Annotated in this window: 13 protein-coding genes and 1 pseudogene; 4 read left to right on the top strand and 10 right to left on the bottom strand. The window is 74.3% G+C overall.

The window, feature by feature from the left end; all coding sequences use genetic code 11:
- Window positions 1–77 precede the first annotated feature (77 nt).
- The 7 genes from AB0J72_RS39875 to AB0J72_RS39845 all read right to left on the bottom strand — a co-directional run bounded on the left by AB0J72_RS39875 (window position 78) and on the right by AB0J72_RS39845 (window position 9,221).
- The gene (locus tag AB0J72_RS39875; protein ID WP_363408809.1) at window positions 78–374 is read right to left on the bottom strand and encodes a MoaD/ThiS family protein; all 297 of its coding nucleotides are present in this window, start codon (window positions 372–374) and stop codon (window positions 78–80) included.
- On the bottom strand, window positions 371–1,465 hold the full coding sequence (locus AB0J72_RS39870; RefSeq protein ID WP_363408806.1) for an exo-alpha-sialidase: 1,095 nt from the start codon (window positions 1,463–1,465) through the stop codon (window positions 371–373). The genes AB0J72_RS39875 and AB0J72_RS39870 overlap by 4 nt, the downstream gene beginning before the upstream one ends.
- A 94-nt stretch (window positions 1,466–1,559) precedes the next feature.
- Window positions 1,560–2,396, bottom strand: a complete 837-nt coding sequence (locus tag AB0J72_RS39865) for a hypothetical protein (protein ID WP_363408804.1) — start codon at window positions 2,394–2,396, stop codon at window positions 1,560–1,562.
- Window positions 2,389–2,889, bottom strand: a complete 501-nt coding sequence (locus AB0J72_RS39860) for a SigE family RNA polymerase sigma factor (protein ID WP_363408801.1) — start codon at window positions 2,887–2,889, stop codon at window positions 2,389–2,391. The genes AB0J72_RS39865 and AB0J72_RS39860 overlap by 8 nt, the downstream gene beginning before the upstream one ends.
- A gap of 179 nt (window positions 2,890–3,068) precedes the next feature.
- Window positions 3,069–6,464: a helix-turn-helix transcriptional regulator gene (locus tag AB0J72_RS39855; RefSeq protein ID WP_363408798.1), complete on the bottom strand. Its 3,396-nt coding sequence runs from the start codon at window positions 6,462–6,464 to the stop codon at window positions 3,069–3,071.
- 11 nt (window positions 6,465–6,475) lie between these two features.
- On the bottom strand, window positions 6,476–7,975 hold the full coding sequence (locus tag AB0J72_RS39850) for a long-chain fatty acid--CoA ligase (RefSeq protein WP_363408795.1): 1,500 nt from the start codon (window positions 7,973–7,975) through the stop codon (window positions 6,476–6,478).
- A gap of 73 nt (window positions 7,976–8,048) precedes the next feature.
- Window positions 8,049–9,221, bottom strand: coding sequence for an acyl-CoA dehydrogenase family protein (locus AB0J72_RS39845; RefSeq protein WP_363408792.1), 1,173 nt, complete (start codon window positions 9,219–9,221; stop codon window positions 8,049–8,051).
- A gap of 47 nt (window positions 9,222–9,268) precedes the next feature.
- On the opposite strand from AB0J72_RS39845, the gene AB0J72_RS39840 reads away from it, so the two are divergent.
- Window positions 9,269–10,036, top strand: coding sequence for an alpha/beta fold hydrolase (locus AB0J72_RS39840; RefSeq protein WP_363408789.1), 768 nt, complete (start codon window positions 9,269–9,271; stop codon window positions 10,034–10,036).
- On the opposite strand, the gene AB0J72_RS39835 is transcribed toward AB0J72_RS39840, so the two are convergent.
- Genes AB0J72_RS39835 through AB0J72_RS39825 form a run of 3 tightly spaced genes read right to left on the bottom strand, consistent with a single transcriptional unit; the run spans window position 10,026 to window position 12,750 of the window.
- A complete protein-coding gene (locus AB0J72_RS39835) occupies window positions 10,026–11,204 on the bottom strand; it encodes an acyl-CoA dehydrogenase family protein (RefSeq protein ID WP_363408786.1) in 1,179 nt (392 codons plus the stop codon). The two genes, AB0J72_RS39840 and AB0J72_RS39835, sit on opposite strands and share 11 nt — an antisense overlap.
- Window positions 11,204–11,989, bottom strand: coding sequence for an SDR family oxidoreductase (locus AB0J72_RS39830; RefSeq protein ID WP_363408783.1), 786 nt, complete (start codon window positions 11,987–11,989; stop codon window positions 11,204–11,206). Before AB0J72_RS39830 ends, AB0J72_RS39835 begins: the two co-directional genes overlap by 1 nt.
- Window positions 11,986–12,750: an SDR family oxidoreductase gene (locus tag AB0J72_RS39825; RefSeq protein ID WP_363408780.1), complete on the bottom strand. Its 765-nt coding sequence runs from the start codon at window positions 12,748–12,750 to the stop codon at window positions 11,986–11,988. Before AB0J72_RS39825 ends, AB0J72_RS39830 begins: the two co-directional genes overlap by 4 nt.
- A 148-nt stretch (window positions 12,751–12,898) precedes the next feature.
- Between AB0J72_RS39825 and AB0J72_RS39820 the strand changes: the two genes are divergently transcribed.
- The 3 genes and pseudogenes from AB0J72_RS39820 to AB0J72_RS39810 all read left to right on the top strand — a co-directional run.
- Window positions 12,899–13,657: a nucleotide disphospho-sugar-binding domain-containing protein gene (locus tag AB0J72_RS39820; protein ID WP_363408777.1), complete on the top strand. Its 759-nt coding sequence runs from the start codon at window positions 12,899–12,901 to the stop codon at window positions 13,655–13,657.
- 135 nt (window positions 13,658–13,792) lie between these two features.
- Window positions 13,793–14,734: a S41 family peptidase gene (locus AB0J72_RS39815; protein WP_363408774.1), complete on the top strand. Its 942-nt coding sequence runs from the start codon at window positions 13,793–13,795 to the stop codon at window positions 14,732–14,734.
- Window positions 14,735–14,814: 80 nt separating this feature from the next.
- A pseudogene (locus AB0J72_RS39810) lies at window positions 14,815–15,143 on the top strand (hypothetical protein); the annotation flags it as partial.

Genomic DNA, 15,143 nt, shown 5'->3' with positions numbered 1-15,143 from the left:
GTCCGTTCGGGCACCGGGGACACCCGTGTCAGCCGCCGGCCATCGCGCCGACTCAGCCGCCCGGCCATCGCGCCGACTCAGCCGCCGGCCATCGCGCCGATGATGAGCAGCGGTTCGCTGCCGCTGGCGACCCGTTCCGGCAGCGGCGCGTCCGGGGACTCGTTGGAGAGGTCCTCCTCGCAGCCGTACAGGCGGACGAACGCGCGACGCTGACCGCTGGCCCGGTCCCGGATGGTGCCGCGCAGCACCGGGAAGCGCTCCTCCAGGGCGTCGAGGACGAGGCGCTGGGTGACCGGTCCGTCGAGGTCGAAGCGCACCTCGCCGTCGACCTTCGCCAGCTGCCGCAGGTGCGCGGGGAGCACGACGCGGATCATGGCAGCGTCTGCACCTCCACCGACAGCACCGCCGGAAGGTCCCGCACGATCGCCGACCAGCTGTCACCGCCGTCCGGCGACACGTACACCTGCCCGCCGGTCGTGCCGAAGTAGATGCCGCAGTCGTCGAGGGTGTCGACGGCCATCGCGTCGCGCAGCACGTTGACGTAGCAGTGCTCCTGCGGCAGGCCCTCGCCGAGCGGCTGCCACTCGTCGCCGCCGGAGCGGCTGCGGTACACCCGGAGCCTGCCGCCGGGCACGTAGTGCTCCGAGTCGCTGGTGATCGGCACGACGTAGACCGTCTCGGGCTCGTGCGCGTGCACCGCGATCGGGAAGCCGAAGTCCGTCGGCAGGTCGCCGCTGATCTCGCGCCACTGCCCGCCGGCGTCGTCGGTGCGCAGCACGTCCCAGTGCTTCTGCATGAACAGCACGTCGGGGCGGGACGGGTGCATCGCCAGCCGGTGGACGCAGTGCCCCACCTCGGCGTCCGGGTCAGGGATCTGCCCCGACACGAGACCGCGGTTGATCGGCTGCCAGGTCACGCCGGCGTCGTCGGAGCGGAACGCCCCGGCCGCCGAGATCGCCACGAAGATCCGGTCCCGGTTGACCGGGTCGAGGATGATCGTGTGCAGGCACATGCCGCCGGCGCCGGGCTGCCAGCGCGGGCCGGACTCGTGCGTGCGCAGGCCCGTCAGCTCCTGCCACTGGTGCCCGCCGTCGGTCGAGCGGAAGAGCGCGGCGTCCTCGGCGCCGGCGTAGACCGTGTCGGGGTCGTCCCGGGACGGCTCCAGGTGCCAGATCCGCTTGAACTCCCACGGGCGCGGGGTGCCGTCGTACCAGAGGTGGTCGCCGACCTTGCCCTCGTAGGTGAAGTCGTTGCCGACCGGCTCCCAGGTGGCGCCGCCGTCGTCGGAGCGCTGGATCAGCTGGCCGAACCAGCCGCCGGACTGCGACGCCCACAGCCGGTCGGGGTCTGCGGGTGAACCGTTGACGTGGTAGACCTCCCAGCCGCCGAAGTGCGGCCCGTCGATCCTCCAGTCGCGTCGCGCGCCGTCCGCGGTCAGGACGAACGCACCTTTGCGTGTTCCCACCAGCACTCTTACGCCGCTCATATTTCGCATCCTGCCACGCACGCCGGCTCCCGCAAGCGGGGTTCACCCACTTGCGGGAGCCGGGGTCGCCGGGTCAGCAGACCGGGGTGCCGCCGCACATGCGCGCGGCCGCCTTGCGGGCGAGTGCTGCCGCCTGGTCGCGGTCGGCCGCGCGCGCGGAGAACTGCGACACCAGGTCACCTTGCCGGACGACGATCAGCGCGACGGGCGTGTACCCCTCGCCGTACGTCACCTCGACCCGCAGCGCGTCCTGGCCGGCGAAGCGCTGGTCGGTGATCTTGATCGACTTGCCGTTGGAGGGCTTGCACGCCGGGATCTTCGTACGGAGCTCGTCGAGGTACCGGGCGGCGGTGCCGGGCTTGAACCGGGCCACGAACTGAGTTACGCCGGACGCGTTCGGGCCGGTGCCTTTGACCATCGTCCTCTCCTTGCTGTCGCCGAGGCCCGACATGCTGCTGCCGGTGCACTGCAGCGCGGAGAAGGCGTACTCGACGGTCCAGTCACCGCCGCCGGAGTCCTCCGTGGCGGCCCACTTGTAGCCGGTGCCGACGTCGGCGAGCTGCAGGAACAGGCTGTCGACGATCGCCGTCGGCTCGACGGCGGGCTGCGACGACGCGCTCGTCGAGGACGCGCCGGTCGACGGGGCGGCCGGCGTCGTCGGTGCCGGCTGCGACGGCGTCGCCGACGGTGCGGCGGTGGGCGAGATGCCGGGCTGGACGTGCCTCTCCGGGCCGCGGCCGGCGAGCGCCACCCCGCCGAGGACCATCACCACCGCGACCGTCGCGGCCGCGAGGGCCGCGGCCCGGGTCCGGCGGGTCCGGGCGCGGGCCCGGTCACGCACGACGCCGCTCGGCGCCCACGGGACCGCTTCGGTGTCGTCGAACAGTGTCTGGAACAGCGGGTCAGGCATTGGTGTAGTCCCCCGTCAGATCCGTGCCGAGCAGCCCGGCGAGCGCCTTGCGACCCCGGACGAGCCGCGTCTTGATCGTGTTGGCGGGCACGCCCGTGTGGGCGGACACGTCCGCGACCGTCAGGTCCAGCAGGTGGTGCATGACGATCGCCTCGCGGTCCGCCGCCGGCAGCTGCCGCAGCGCCCGCACGAGCGCGACGGTGTTCTCGCTCGGCGGCTCCGCCGGTGCGTCGGTGCCGTGGCGCCGGTGGGCGGTGATCGCGTTGCGGGCCTTGCGCCAGCGGCTCACGCACAGCCGGTACCCGACGGTGCGGACCCACGCCTCCGGGTCGTCGTAGCCGCGGATGGTGCTCCACCGCTGCCACGCCCGGACGTACGCCTCCTGCGCCGCGTCCTGTGCTTCGACGCGGTCGCCGGTCATGGCGTACAGAAATGTCATGACCCGTTGCCGGGTCCCCCGATAGAACTCTTCGAAGCCGTCTTCCTCGGCCACCCCGTGTCCCCTTCCGGCATCCACTTGAAGGCAACACCCGCCGGAGACCGGCGCGGTTGACCCCCGCGCCGTCAAATTTGAGCAAACGCAAACCCGGGCACGCACGTCGATGTGCGTACCCGGGCCGTCAGCCCATCCTGGCGTCCGTGGAAGCGCCGGGCATCGGCGAAATCACCGGCCTACGAGACGACCTTGGCGAGCTCGGTGCGGGAGCGGACGCCGAGCCGGGTGAAGATGTTGCGCAGGTGGTGGTCGACGGTGCGCGGGCTCAGGAACAGCACCTCGGCGACCTCGCGGTTGGTGGCGCCGCCCGCGACCAGCTCCGCGATGCGGGCCTGCTGCGCGGTGAGCGCCGCCCTGGTGTCCTCCGGCGCCGCCGCGGCCACGTGGTCGCCGGCGGCCCGCAGCTCGGCGGCGGTGCGCTGGGCCCACGGCACCGCGCCGAACTGCTCGAACGTCGCCAGGGCGCGGCGCAGGTGCGCACGGGCCGCGGCCGGGTGGCGGCGCCGGCGCAGCTCCTCGCCGTAGAGCAGCTCGGTGCGGGCGCGGGCGAACGGCGAGTCCCCCGCCAGGTGCAGCCGGATCGCCGCGCGGAAGCGGTCGTCGGCCTCGTCGTCGGTGTCGGCGAGCAGGGCGTGGCAGCGGGCCGAGAGGGCGAGCCAGGTGGGGTTCGCGGTGCTGGAGGCCCAGACGTCGTACGCGCGCAGGATCTCCCGCGCGGGGGCCCGGTCGCCGCAGCGGGCGACCGCCTCGATCAGCGTCGGCGTCGCCGGGATCTGCACGCCGAGGTGCCCGCGGCCGCCCGCGGTGCACATGACGCCCCAGAGCCGGCCGGCGGCGTCGGCGTACCGGCCCTCCGCGACGTCGAGCAGCGCCGCGGCCCACACGCACATCGCCCGGGCCTGGCTGTCGACGTCGACCCCCGCCCTGGCCCGGCACCTGCGCGCCCACGCCTGGCTGGCCGGCCCGTCGCCGAGCATGCCGAGCACGACGGCGAGCATGCCGCGGCAGTTGTCGGCGACCGTGTCCTGCCCGGTGGCGGCGGCGAGCCGCTGCCCCTCGGTCGCGGTCGCCACGGCGAGGTCCAGGTCCCCGAGCGCGAACGCGGCCGTCGCGGCGAGGTCGAGCGCGTGCGGCACGGTGACCCGGTCGCCGGCCCCGCCCGCGAGCCGGGCGGCGCGGACCGCGAGCCGGTACGCCTGCTGGTCCTCGCCGATCAGGATCCCGGCGCCGGCCGCGCGGACCAGCGTCGGCGGGTCGTCCACCGCGGCGGCCAGGTGCAGGACCCGCCGCATCGGCTCACCGGCCCGCGCCGGCTCACCGGCGAAGATCGCGGCGAGCCCGGTGAGATGCTCGAAGAGCAGCACCGCGCCGACCGGGTCGCCGGGCCTCCGCAGCCGCAGCGCCCGCTCGGCGAGCGCGCCGAACTGGTCGTGCCGCCCGGTCGCGAGCAGCGCCTCCCCGGCCAGAATGAGCGCCCCGAGGCTGCGCTGCCGGTCGCGCGCGATGAGCCGACCCGCCGCGGCGATGAGGGTGTGCTGCTCCCCGCCGCTCGCCCCGGTGCGCAGGTCGATCTCGCCGAGCAGCAGCTCGCGCTCCGCGTGCAGGTGCTCCGGCACCCCGGGCCCGAACACCGACCGCAGCAGCATCCTCGCCTGGTGCGGCTCCCCGCCCCGCCACGCGAGCCCGGCCGCCGCCAGGGTCCGCTCGGCCGCCAGCACCGCCCCGCTGGTGAGCACCGCCGCATGCCGCAGCGCCGTGGCCGCGAGCGCCGGCGGCACTCCTTCAGCAGCGGCGGCGAGTGTACTGGCCAGCGCATCGTCAAACCCATCGGCAACAGCAGCCCGGTGCAACGCGGCAGTCAACCCGCCAAGCACCTCAGCGGCCGCGCAATCACCCGGCATGGAATCGGACGGCGCCACGGCGGACGTGCAATCGGCCGTCGCCTCGGTGGGTGTGAGGACCGGCGCCACGACAGCCACGGCGACGGGCGGAGCCGCAGCGGACAAGGAGTCGGACAGCGGCGCAGCATACGTGGCAGCGGATGGCGGCGCGGCGGACATGGCGGCAGCTTGCGGCGCGGCCGGACCAGCGACCGGCTGCGGCGCAGCGGTGGAAGCGGCCGGCGGTGCAGCGGACGTGGAATCAGATGGCGACGCGGTGGATGTGAGGACCGGCGTCGCGGCGGACGTGGCGGCGGGCGGAGCCGCTGCGGATGTGGAAGCGGTGGGCGTAGCGGCAGGTGATGGAGCGGGCGGAGCGGCGGCGGGTGGCGGAGCGGGGGGTGTGGCGGCGGGCGAGGCCGCTGCAGAGGTGGAAGCGGTGGGCGTGGCGGCGGGTGGCGGTATGGAAGGCGTGGGGGCGGGTGGCGGACCGCTGGGGGTTGGGGCGGAGGGCGGGGCGGGGGTCAGGGCGGCGAGGCGGTGGTGGGCGGTGTGGCGGTCGGCGAGGGCGGCCTCGGCGTAGAGGACCTGGGCGAACAGGGGCGGCGCGAAGCGGATGAGGTCGGCGTCGATGTGGATGAGGTCGGCGTCTTCGGCGGGGGTGAGGTCGGCGGGGTGGTGGCCGGCGGCGAGCAGTGGGGCGACGGGGCAGGTAGGGGCGCCGGCGGTGGGGTCCTGGGGGCCGGTGAGCGCCGCGGTGGCGGCCAGCAGCAGGGCGCGGCGGGTCGGCGCGGGCAGGGCGCGGAGCACGGTGCGGTACTCGCGGCGCAGCGGGCTGTCCCGGGGCAGCGTGGCGGGCGGGGCGGCCTGACCGCGGCGCTGCTCGGCGGTGAGGGCGGCGGCCAGCTCGGTGAGGGCGCGGGGGTTGCCGGACGCCATCCCGGCCAGGACGCCCGCCACGTCGCCGGCAAGGTCGGGCAGGGCGGCGGTGAGCAGGTCGCGGCTGTCGCGCAGGTCCAGGGGCGCCGGCCGCAGGACCGGCAGGCCGGCGAGGGACGCCTCGGCGGCCGGGCACGCGGGGGTGTCACGCAGCGCGAACAGGAACGCGATCCGGTCCCCGCCCGCCCGCCGGGCCGCCACCGCCAGGGCGTCCAGCGACGGCTTGTCCAGCCACTGGGCGTCGTCGATCCGGCACAGCACGGGCCCGCGCGCCTTCGCCGCCAGGGCCCGCAGCGCGGCCAGGGTCGCCATCCCCGCGGCAAGCTGGTCCTGCACCGCGCCGCCCTGCCGGCCCGCATCCCCGCGCCCCGAACCCGGCTCCGAGCCCAGCCTCGAAGCCGAAGCCAGCGCCAAACCCGAAGCGGGAGCCGGCCGGCAGCCCTCGCGCGGCGCCGGGTGCGCCGGGCGCCCGTCGAGCGGTGGGCGGTGGGACGGCGGGCAGCCGGCGAGCAGGCGGTGCAGGCCGGCGTACGGCAGCGCCGCCTCCGCCGGGCAGCCGGTCACCGTCAGCGCGACGGCGGCATCGTCAGGAGCGTCCGCGAGCAGGGCGGTCCTGCCGATGCCAGTTGGGCCGGCGACGACGAGGGCGCCGCCGTGCCCGGCGGCCGCGGCGGTCAGCAGGGCGGCGACGGCGGCACGGTCGGCGTCCCGGCCTCGCAACAAAACTTTCTGCACGGTCGATGCACTAACCATGCCAGCCAGTGTTACGCCTCGGTAACACCAATGGAAGAGGCAACGACGGCCTTGCGCAGTTCCCGTTTCAGGACCTTGTGGCTCGGGCCGAGCGGCAGCGACTCCACGAACCTGACCTGGCGCGGGTACTTGTGCCGGCCGAGACGCTCCTTCGACCAGGCGATGAGCTCGTCCCCCGACGGCGCGGAAGAGCCCGGCACGACCACCGCGCAGATCTCCTCGCCGTGCACCGGGTCGGGCACGCCGATCACCGCCACCTGCGCGACCCCGGGATGGCGGGCCAGGACCTCCTCGACCTCCCGCGGGTACACGTTGAAACCGCCCCGGATCACGAGGTCCTTCTTGCGGTCGACGATCGTGACGAAGCCTTCCTCGTCGACCGTGCCCAGGTCGCCGGTGCGGAACCAGCCGTCCACGACCGCCAGGGCGGTGTCCTCGGGCCGGTCCAGGTAGCCGGAGAAGACGTTGTGCCCGCGCACGACGATCTCGCCGAACGCTCCGGGCAACAGCAGGTCGATCCGCTCGTCGACGGCGGCGTCGGCGACCTGGACCTCCACGCCCCAGACCGCGTGGCCGACGGTGCCGGCCCGCGTGCCGAAGTGGGGCTGGTTGGTGGTGGCGGTCGGTGAGGTCTCCGACAGGCCGTACCCCTCGAAGATCGACGTCGAGAAGGCCGCGTTGAACCGCTCCAGCACCGCGACCGGCAGCGACGCGCCGCCGGAGATGCACAGCCGCAGCCTTGGCAGGTCGGTCCGTCCCGCGGCGGCGTCGAGCAGCGCCAGGTACATGGTCGGCACGCCGTGGAACACGTCCACGCCCTCGGCCACCATGAGGTCGAGGGCCGCCGGGCCCGTGAAGCGGGCCAGCATGACGAGGGTGGCGCCGAGGCGGAAGGTGCCGTTCATGCCGACGGTCTGCCCGAACGTGTGGAACAGCGGCAGGCACCCGAGCACCACGTCGGAGGGGCGGGCGTCGTTGGCGTCGAAGACGTTGACGGTCGCGTTCATGACGAGGTTCAGGTGCGACAGCACGGCACCCTTCGGCCGTCCGGTGGTGCCGCTGGTGTACAGCACGACCGCCGGGTCCGACGGATCCCGCGACGCGTAGGAGCGCAGCGGTCCGGCGGCCAGGAGCGACGACGGCGCCACGACCGGGATGTCGAAGTCCCCGGCGGCGACGGCCGGGTGCGCGACGAGCAGCCGCGCGCCGCTGTCCCGCAGCGTGTACGCCACCTCCGCCGGCGTCAGCAGCAGGTGCACCGGCACGACGACGGCGCCGAGGGCGAGGATGCCGTAGTACGCCCGCGGGAAGTCCACCGTGTTCGGGCACTGCAGCGCGACCCGGTCGCCGGGCCGCACCCCGAGGTCGCGCAGGGCGCCCGCGACGGACAGCGCCTCGCGCCACAGGTCGGCGTACGTGACCCGGAGGTCCCCGTCCACGACGGCCGTGCGCCGCGGGTACCGGCGAGACGACTCGGCAAGGATCGCCGCGACGGACAGCGTTGCGGTCATTCCGCCGCCTCCGGCGTCGGCCTGACCCAACACTGCGTCCATGATGAGCGGCCCGAGCCGCTTCGCTGGCCGCTCATGCGAGATGCCCGCCGATCTGCGTGTAGCCGCGCAGCAGGTCCCGCGCGATGATCATGCGCTGCATCTCGTCGGTGCCCTCGAAGATGCGCAGGAGACGCACGGAGCGGTACCAGCGCTCGATCGGCAGTTCGCGGGTGTACCCCATGCCGCCGTGGATCTGCATGACCCGGTCGACGACGTTGTTGACCATGCTCGCGCCGTACAGCTTGGCCATCGACGACGTGTGGCGCGGGTCGATCCCCTGGTCGACGGTCCACGCGGCGCGGAGCACGAGCCAGCGGGCCGCCTCCAGCTCGACCTCCGAGTCCGCGATCATCCACTGGATCGCCTGGTTCTGCCCGATCGGTCGGCCGAAGGTGTGGCGGGTGTTCGCGTGCTCGATCGCCATGCGCAGCGCGCGTTCGGCGATGCCGAGGGCGTGCGAGGGGATGATGTACCGACCCTTGCCGATCCAGCGCATCGCGAGGTCGAAGCCCTGCCCGATCTCGCCGAGGACGTTGCGGCCGGGCACGCGGACGTCGTCGAAGACCAGCGACGCGGGGCCGCCCTCGCCCATCGTCTGGATGAACTCGGAGCGCCAGCCCATCGCCCGGTCGACCAGGAACGCGGTCGCGCCGCCCTTGCGGACGTCCTTGTCGCGGTCGGTGACGGCGATGACGATCGTGAAGTCGGCGTCGTTGCCGTTGGTGATGAACGTCTTCTCGCCGTTGAGCACCCAGTCGTCGCCGTCGCGGCGGGCGGTGAACCTGATGTTCGCCGCGTCGGAGCCCGCGCCGGGCTCGGTGATCGCGAAGCAGGAGATCCGCTCGCCCTCGATGGTCGGCACGAGGTACTCGCGGCGCTGCTCGTCGTTGGCGAAGTACAGGATGTTGTCGGCCTCGCCGCCGAAGCGGAACGGCACGAACGACCGGCCGACCTCGGTCCAGACGAGCGACTGCAGCACCGCCGGCAGGTCCATCCCGCCGAACTCCTGCGGCGTCGACAGCCCCCAGAACCCGAACTGCTTCGCCTTGAGCTGCAACTCGCGCAGCTCGCTGCGGTCCAGGCCGGTCCGGTGCTCGCGCTCGCGGCGCAGCACCTCCTGCTCGAGGGGCTCGACCTCCTTGTGGATGAAGGTCCGGGCGGTGTCCCGGACCGCCTTCTCCTCGTCGCTGAGCGAGAAATCCATCGCTTTCCTCTCCTATTTGCACTTCGAGTGCACTAATCTTCGCCGACATGGAGCGGTTCACTTCGTTTGACGGTGCCGGCATCGCCTACCAGGTGTGGGGCGAGCCTTCCGAGGCGCCAACCGTGGTGCTGCACCACGGTTTCGTGGTCGACGCCACCACCAACTTCGCCGTCCCCGGCGTCGTCGGCGCGCTGGTCGCGGCCGGCCGGCAAGTCGTCGCACCCGACGCGCGCGGGCACGGCGCCTCCGACAAGCCCCACGACCCGGCCCGGTACGGCGAGCCCGCCATGGCCCGCGACCTCGGCTGCCTGCTCGACGTCCTCGGCCTCGGCACGGTGGACCTGGTCGGGTATTCGATGGGCGCGGTCGTGTCGGCCATCTTCGCCGCCGGCAACGGCCCGCGGGTGCGGCGGCTGGTGCTGTCCGGGGTCGGCGCGGGGGTCGTCGAGCTCGGCGGCCTCGACACCCGGGTCATGCCGCCGGCCGAGGTCGCCGCGGTGCTGCTCACGTCGTCGCCGGCGGCGGTCGAGGCGTCCCCGGCCGCCGCGTTCCGCATGCTCGCCGACGCGGTCGGCGCGGACCGGGCCGCCCTCGCCGCGCAGGTCCACGCCGCGCACCGCACGCCGATCGCGCTGGACCGGATCACCGCGCCGACGCTCGTCCTGGTCGGGCAGGACGACGTCCTCGCCGCGCGGCCCGAGGTGCTCGCCGCGGCGATCCCGGACGCGCGCTGGAAGGCGGTGAGCGGCGACCACATGACCGCGCTGCGGTCCCCCGCGTACGCGCCGGCCCTCGTCGACTTCCTCAAGAGCTGACCCACCGGCGCAGCTCGCGGCGGGCGAGCGAGCGCCGGTGCACCTCGTCGGGCCCGTCGGCGATGCGGATCGTGCGGGCCTTCGCCCACAGCCCGGCGAGGGGCGTGTCCTGGCTGACGCCGGCCGCGCCGTGCGCCTGGACCGCCTTGTCCACGATCCATTCCACAGTGGACGGTACCGCGATCTTGATGGCCTGGATCTCCGTGTGGGCGCCCTGGTTGCCCACGCGGTCCATCAGCCACGCGGTCTTGAGCACCAGCAGCCGGGCCTGCTCGATGCGGACCCGCGACTCCGCGATCCAGTCCCGCACGACGCCCTGCTCCGCGAGGGGCCGGCCGAACGCGACCCGGGCCGTGACCCGCCGGCACATGAGCTCCAGGGCGCGTTCGGCCATGCCGATGAGCCGCATGCAGTGGTGGATGCGGCCCGGGCCGAGGCGCGCCTGGGCGATCGCGAAGCCGTCGCCCTCGCCGCCGATCAGATGGCCGGCGGGGACCCGTACACCGGCGAACTCGATCTCGGCATGACCGCCGTGGTCGCCGTCGTCGTAGCCGAAGGTGCGCAGGCCGCGGCGGATGACGACGCCGGGGGTGCCGCGCGGCACCAGGATCATGCTCTGCTGCCGGTGCCGGTCGGCCGCCGGATCAGACTTGCCCATCACGATCAGCAGCTCGCACCGCGGGCTCATGGCGCCGGTGGCGAACCACTTCCGGCCGTTGACGACGTACGAGTCGCCGTCGCGCTCGATGCGGGTGGCGATGTTCGTGGCGTCCGAGGAGGCGACGTCGGGCTCCGTCATGCAGAACGCGGACCGGATCCGGGCGTCCAGCAACGGTTTCAGCCACCGGTCGCGCTGCTCCCCGGTGCCGAACTCGGCGAGGAGCTCCATGTTGCCTGTGTCGGGGGCGGCGCAGTTGAGGGCGGCGGGGGCCAGCGACGGGCTGCGACCCATGATCTCGGCGAGGGGCGCGTACTGCAGGTTCGTCAACCCGGGTCCGTGTTCGCCGGTCAGGAACAGGTTCCACAGCCCGCGCCGGCGGGCCTCCAGCCGCAGTTCGTCGAGGGCCTCCGCGTGCGGCCGCGCCTCCGCCGGGTACACGTGCTCGTCCATGAACGCCAGGAGCCGCTCGCGGTAGCCCTGCGTCACGGCGTCGAATTCGAAGTCCATCACAGCCTGCCCTGGTCGATCTTCTGCTGGAGCCGGTTCATGCCGTTGAGCCACCGGTCGGGGTCCTCGGCGCGGCGGGCGTAGTACGTGGCCACCTCGGGGTGCGGCAGGATCAGGAACTCCTCGCCCGCGAGCCCCTCGACGACCCGGTCCGCGACCTGCTCCGGGGTGAGCGCCGACCGGTCCAGCAGGCCGCGGCTGGGCCCCTCGCCGCGGGCCAGCATCGGCGTCTTCACCCCTTGCGGGCACAGCGCCTGCACGACGATGCCGCGGTGGGCGTACGTGACCCGCAGCCACTCCGCATAGGCGAACGCGGCGTGCTTGGTGACCGCGTACGGCGCCTTGCCGAGCAGCGTCAGCATGCCCGCCGCGGACACGGTGGCGAGGAGCCGGCCGCGGCCCTTGGCGAGCCAGCGGGGCAGCAGCGCCCGGGAGGCGTACACGTGCGCCATCACGTTCACCTGCCAGGCCCGCTGCCAGGCGGCGTCGGGGGCGGTCGCGTCGCCGCCTGGGGCGACGCCGGCGTTGGCGCAGAACAGGTCGAGGGCGCCGAGCTTGTCCCAGGCGAAGTCGACGAGCCGGTCCACCTCGTCGGGGTCGGCGACGTCGCCGGAGAACGCGAGGCCGTCGATCTCGTACGCGACGCGGCGGGCGGCGCCGGCGTCGAGGTCGTTGACGACGACCTGCGCGCCGAGGCCGGCGAGCCGGCGGGCGAGGGCGGCGCCGATCCCGGACCCGCCCCCGGTGATGACGACCGCGGCGCCGTTGAGCTGCAGCCCGCTCATCCGGCCCGCCTCGCCAGGGTGACGCCGCCGTCGACGACGAGGGTCTGGCCGGTGACCCAGCTCGCCTCGTCGGAGGCCAGGTACGCCACGGCACCCGCCACGTCGCCGGGCACGCCGAGCCTGCGCATCGGGTACAGCGCGGCGACGTCCTCCTCGCGCCCCTCGTACAGCGCGGCGGCGAAGCGCGTCTTCACCACGGCCGGCGCGACCGCGTTGACCCGCACCGCCGGCGCCAGCTCGGCCGCCAGGCACGACGTCAGGTGGTTGAGCGCCGCCTTGGTGACGCCGTAGAACGCGATCCCGGCCGGCGGGTGGATCGCCGACACCGACGACACGTTCACGACCGCCCCGCCCCGCGGTGGCGGCTTGCGGAACACCTCCTGCACCCAGCCGAGCGCGCTGACCACGTTGACCTCGAAGATCTTGCGGGCGGCGTCGAGGTCGAGCTCCAGCAGCGACCCGTAGACGGGGTTGATCCCGGTGTTGTTGACGAGGATGTCGGGCGGCCCGAACAGGTCCGCGACGCGCCGGACCGTCTCGGCGCGGTGCTCCGGATCGTCGGCGCGCCCCGCCACGGCGACCGCGTTGACCGGCCCGCCGAGCGCGCCGACCGCCTCCTCCAGGGCGTCCGGCTTGCGGGCGGTGATGCAGACCTTGGCGCCTTCCTCCACGAACCGCCGGGCGATGCCGAAGCCGATGCCCCGGCTCGCGCCGGTCACGACGGCGACCCTTCCGGCCAGCCGCCCTTCCTGAGCGCTCATGCCCCTCCTTCAATCCGCCGGAGTATTTGCACTTGGAGTGTATGTTTTTCACCGCCCCCGTCAACTGGCAAGCTGCCCGCGTGCGCGTCCTGTTCGCCGGGCTGAGCTCGACCGGCTGCGCCCCGACCTCGTCGTGCACGGGTGGGGCGTGCCCGGGGCGGCCGCCGCCGCGTACCGGCGCGGCATCCCCGGACTGTGGCACGGTTTCGGCCGCATGTTCCCGGAAGGCATCGGCCTGCGGCACCCGGCCCGCGTCGCCGAGGCACCGGGCCGCCCGCACCTCGACATCTGCCCGCCCTCGCTGCAGGACAAGGATTTCCTGGCCACCGCCGAGCGGATCCCGCTGCGCCCCGTCATGTACGCCCCGCCGCCGCCACGGCCGGGCTTCACGCCTCCCGCCGGCGCGCTGGTCTACCTGACGCTCGGCACCGCGTTCGGCACGGCGGAACTGCTGACCACGGCGATCAACGGGCTCGCCCAGCTCGGCGTGACCGTCGTCGTCGCCACCGGGCGGGTCCCGCCGCACGAGCTCGGCGCCCTGCCCGCGAACGTCACCGCCGAACCCTGGGTCGACCAGGCCGCGGTCCTGCCGCACGCCGCCGTCGTCGTGCACCACGGCGGCAGCGGCACCACCCTCGGCGCCCTGGCCGCCGGCGTCCCGCAGCTGCTCCTGCCGCAGGGCGCCGACCAGCACGCCAACGCCGACGCCGTCACGGCCGCCGGCGCCGGGCTCCGGCTCCTCCCGGACGCGGTGACCACGGACGCCGTCGCCGACGAGGTGCTGACCCTGCTCGCGGGGCGCGGCGGCCACCGCGAGGCGTCCCGCGCGCTCGCCCACGAGATCGCCGCCATGCCGTCACCGGCCGAGGTCGCCCGCGAGCTGCCTCGCTATACTGCGAGTCCCTAGTGCGAAGGAGGTGACGCCGTGGAGCGCCGATGTGACCGCCCGGGCGTCACCGTCCGCCGCTGAGCCCTGCTCGCGGTGCTGCGGCCGCCCGGGTCACCCGACCACCAGTGACCCGAGTGCGAAAGGGATCCACCCATGCACCTGCTCAACGACATGCTCGACCTCGTCCGGCGGCACTACATCTTCCCGTCCGTCGCCGCCGAGGTCGCCACCGCGATCGAGACCCGTGCCGCGGGCGGTGAGTTCGCCGGCCTCGACGACGACGCCCTGGCCGCGCGCGTCACCGAGTGCTTCCACGCGGTCAGCGGCGACAAGCACCTGCGGCTGCTCGTCCGCTCCCCCGACCACCGCGCCGCCACCAACCCGGAGGAGGCCGAGGCCGCCTGGCTGGAGGCGCAGCGGCTCGCCGGCCACCACATCGCGGCCGTGCAGCGGCTCGACGGCAACGTCGGCTACATCGACCTGCGCGGCGTCGCGTCACCGGGCACCGCCGGCGCCGCGATCACCGCCGCGATGGAGCTCGTCGCCCACACCGGCGCCCTCATCTTCGACCTGCGCCGCAACAAGGGCGGCGACCCCGAAGGCGTCCAGCTGTGGCTCAGCTACCTGTTCCCCGACTCCGACACGCACCTCAACGACATCTACGACGGCGGCACGGCCCGCACCCGCCAGTTCTGGACCCTCGCGTACGTGCCGGGCAGCCGCTACCTCGACCGCCCCGTCTACGTGCTGACCAGCTCCTTCACCTTCTCCGGCGGGGAGGAGTTCGCCTACGACCTCAAGGCCCTGGGCCGGGCCACGCTCATCGGCGAGGTGACCCGGGGCGGCGCGCACCCGACCGAGCGCTTCCCCGTCTCGCCGACGCTGGAGGTCGCGGTGCCCAACGCCCGCTCGGTCAACCCGGTCACCGGCACCAACTGGGAAGGCACCGGCGTCGTCCCCGACATCGCGGTCGCGGCCGGCGAGGCGCTCACCGTCGCGCACCGCAAGGCGCTCGAACACATCCTGACCACGTCGACGTCGCACACCGTGCTCACCGAGGCACGGGAAGCGCTCGTTTTCTCATCCAACTCTTAAGGTCGCGGACCGGCGCTCTTAGGTGCGGGGCCGATGCTGGCAGCGTCGGCCCCACACCGCCCCGCACCGGAGGACCACTGATGAGCGACACGAAACCACTCCCGGACGACCCGGACCGGCCCGCCGCCGACCCGACCCGGGACGCCCCGACGGTGAGCACCCCCGCCCACAGCGACCCAGCCGCCACGCCCCCGACCACCGCTCCCCTGGCCGCTCCGGCTGCCGGCGCGCCCGCTACCGCTGCATCTGCTGCCACCCCGGCCACTACTGCCCCGGCCGCCGCTGCCGCCGCGCCGCAAGCCGCAGCCCCGGCCGCGGCCGCCCCGGCCGACCCCGCGCCGGGCGAGCCGGTCTGGGCGGCGGAACCGCCGCCCGCGGCCCACGCGGCCCCCGCGGCCCCGCTCCGGAC

The sequence above is a fragment of the Dactylosporangium sp. NPDC049742 genome, from assembly GCF_040674675.1.
GTDB classification, from domain to species: Bacteria; Actinomycetota; Actinomycetes; order Mycobacteriales; family Micromonosporaceae; genus Dactylosporangium; species Dactylosporangium maewongense.
This window is presented reverse-complemented; position numbering and strand designations above follow the sequence as displayed.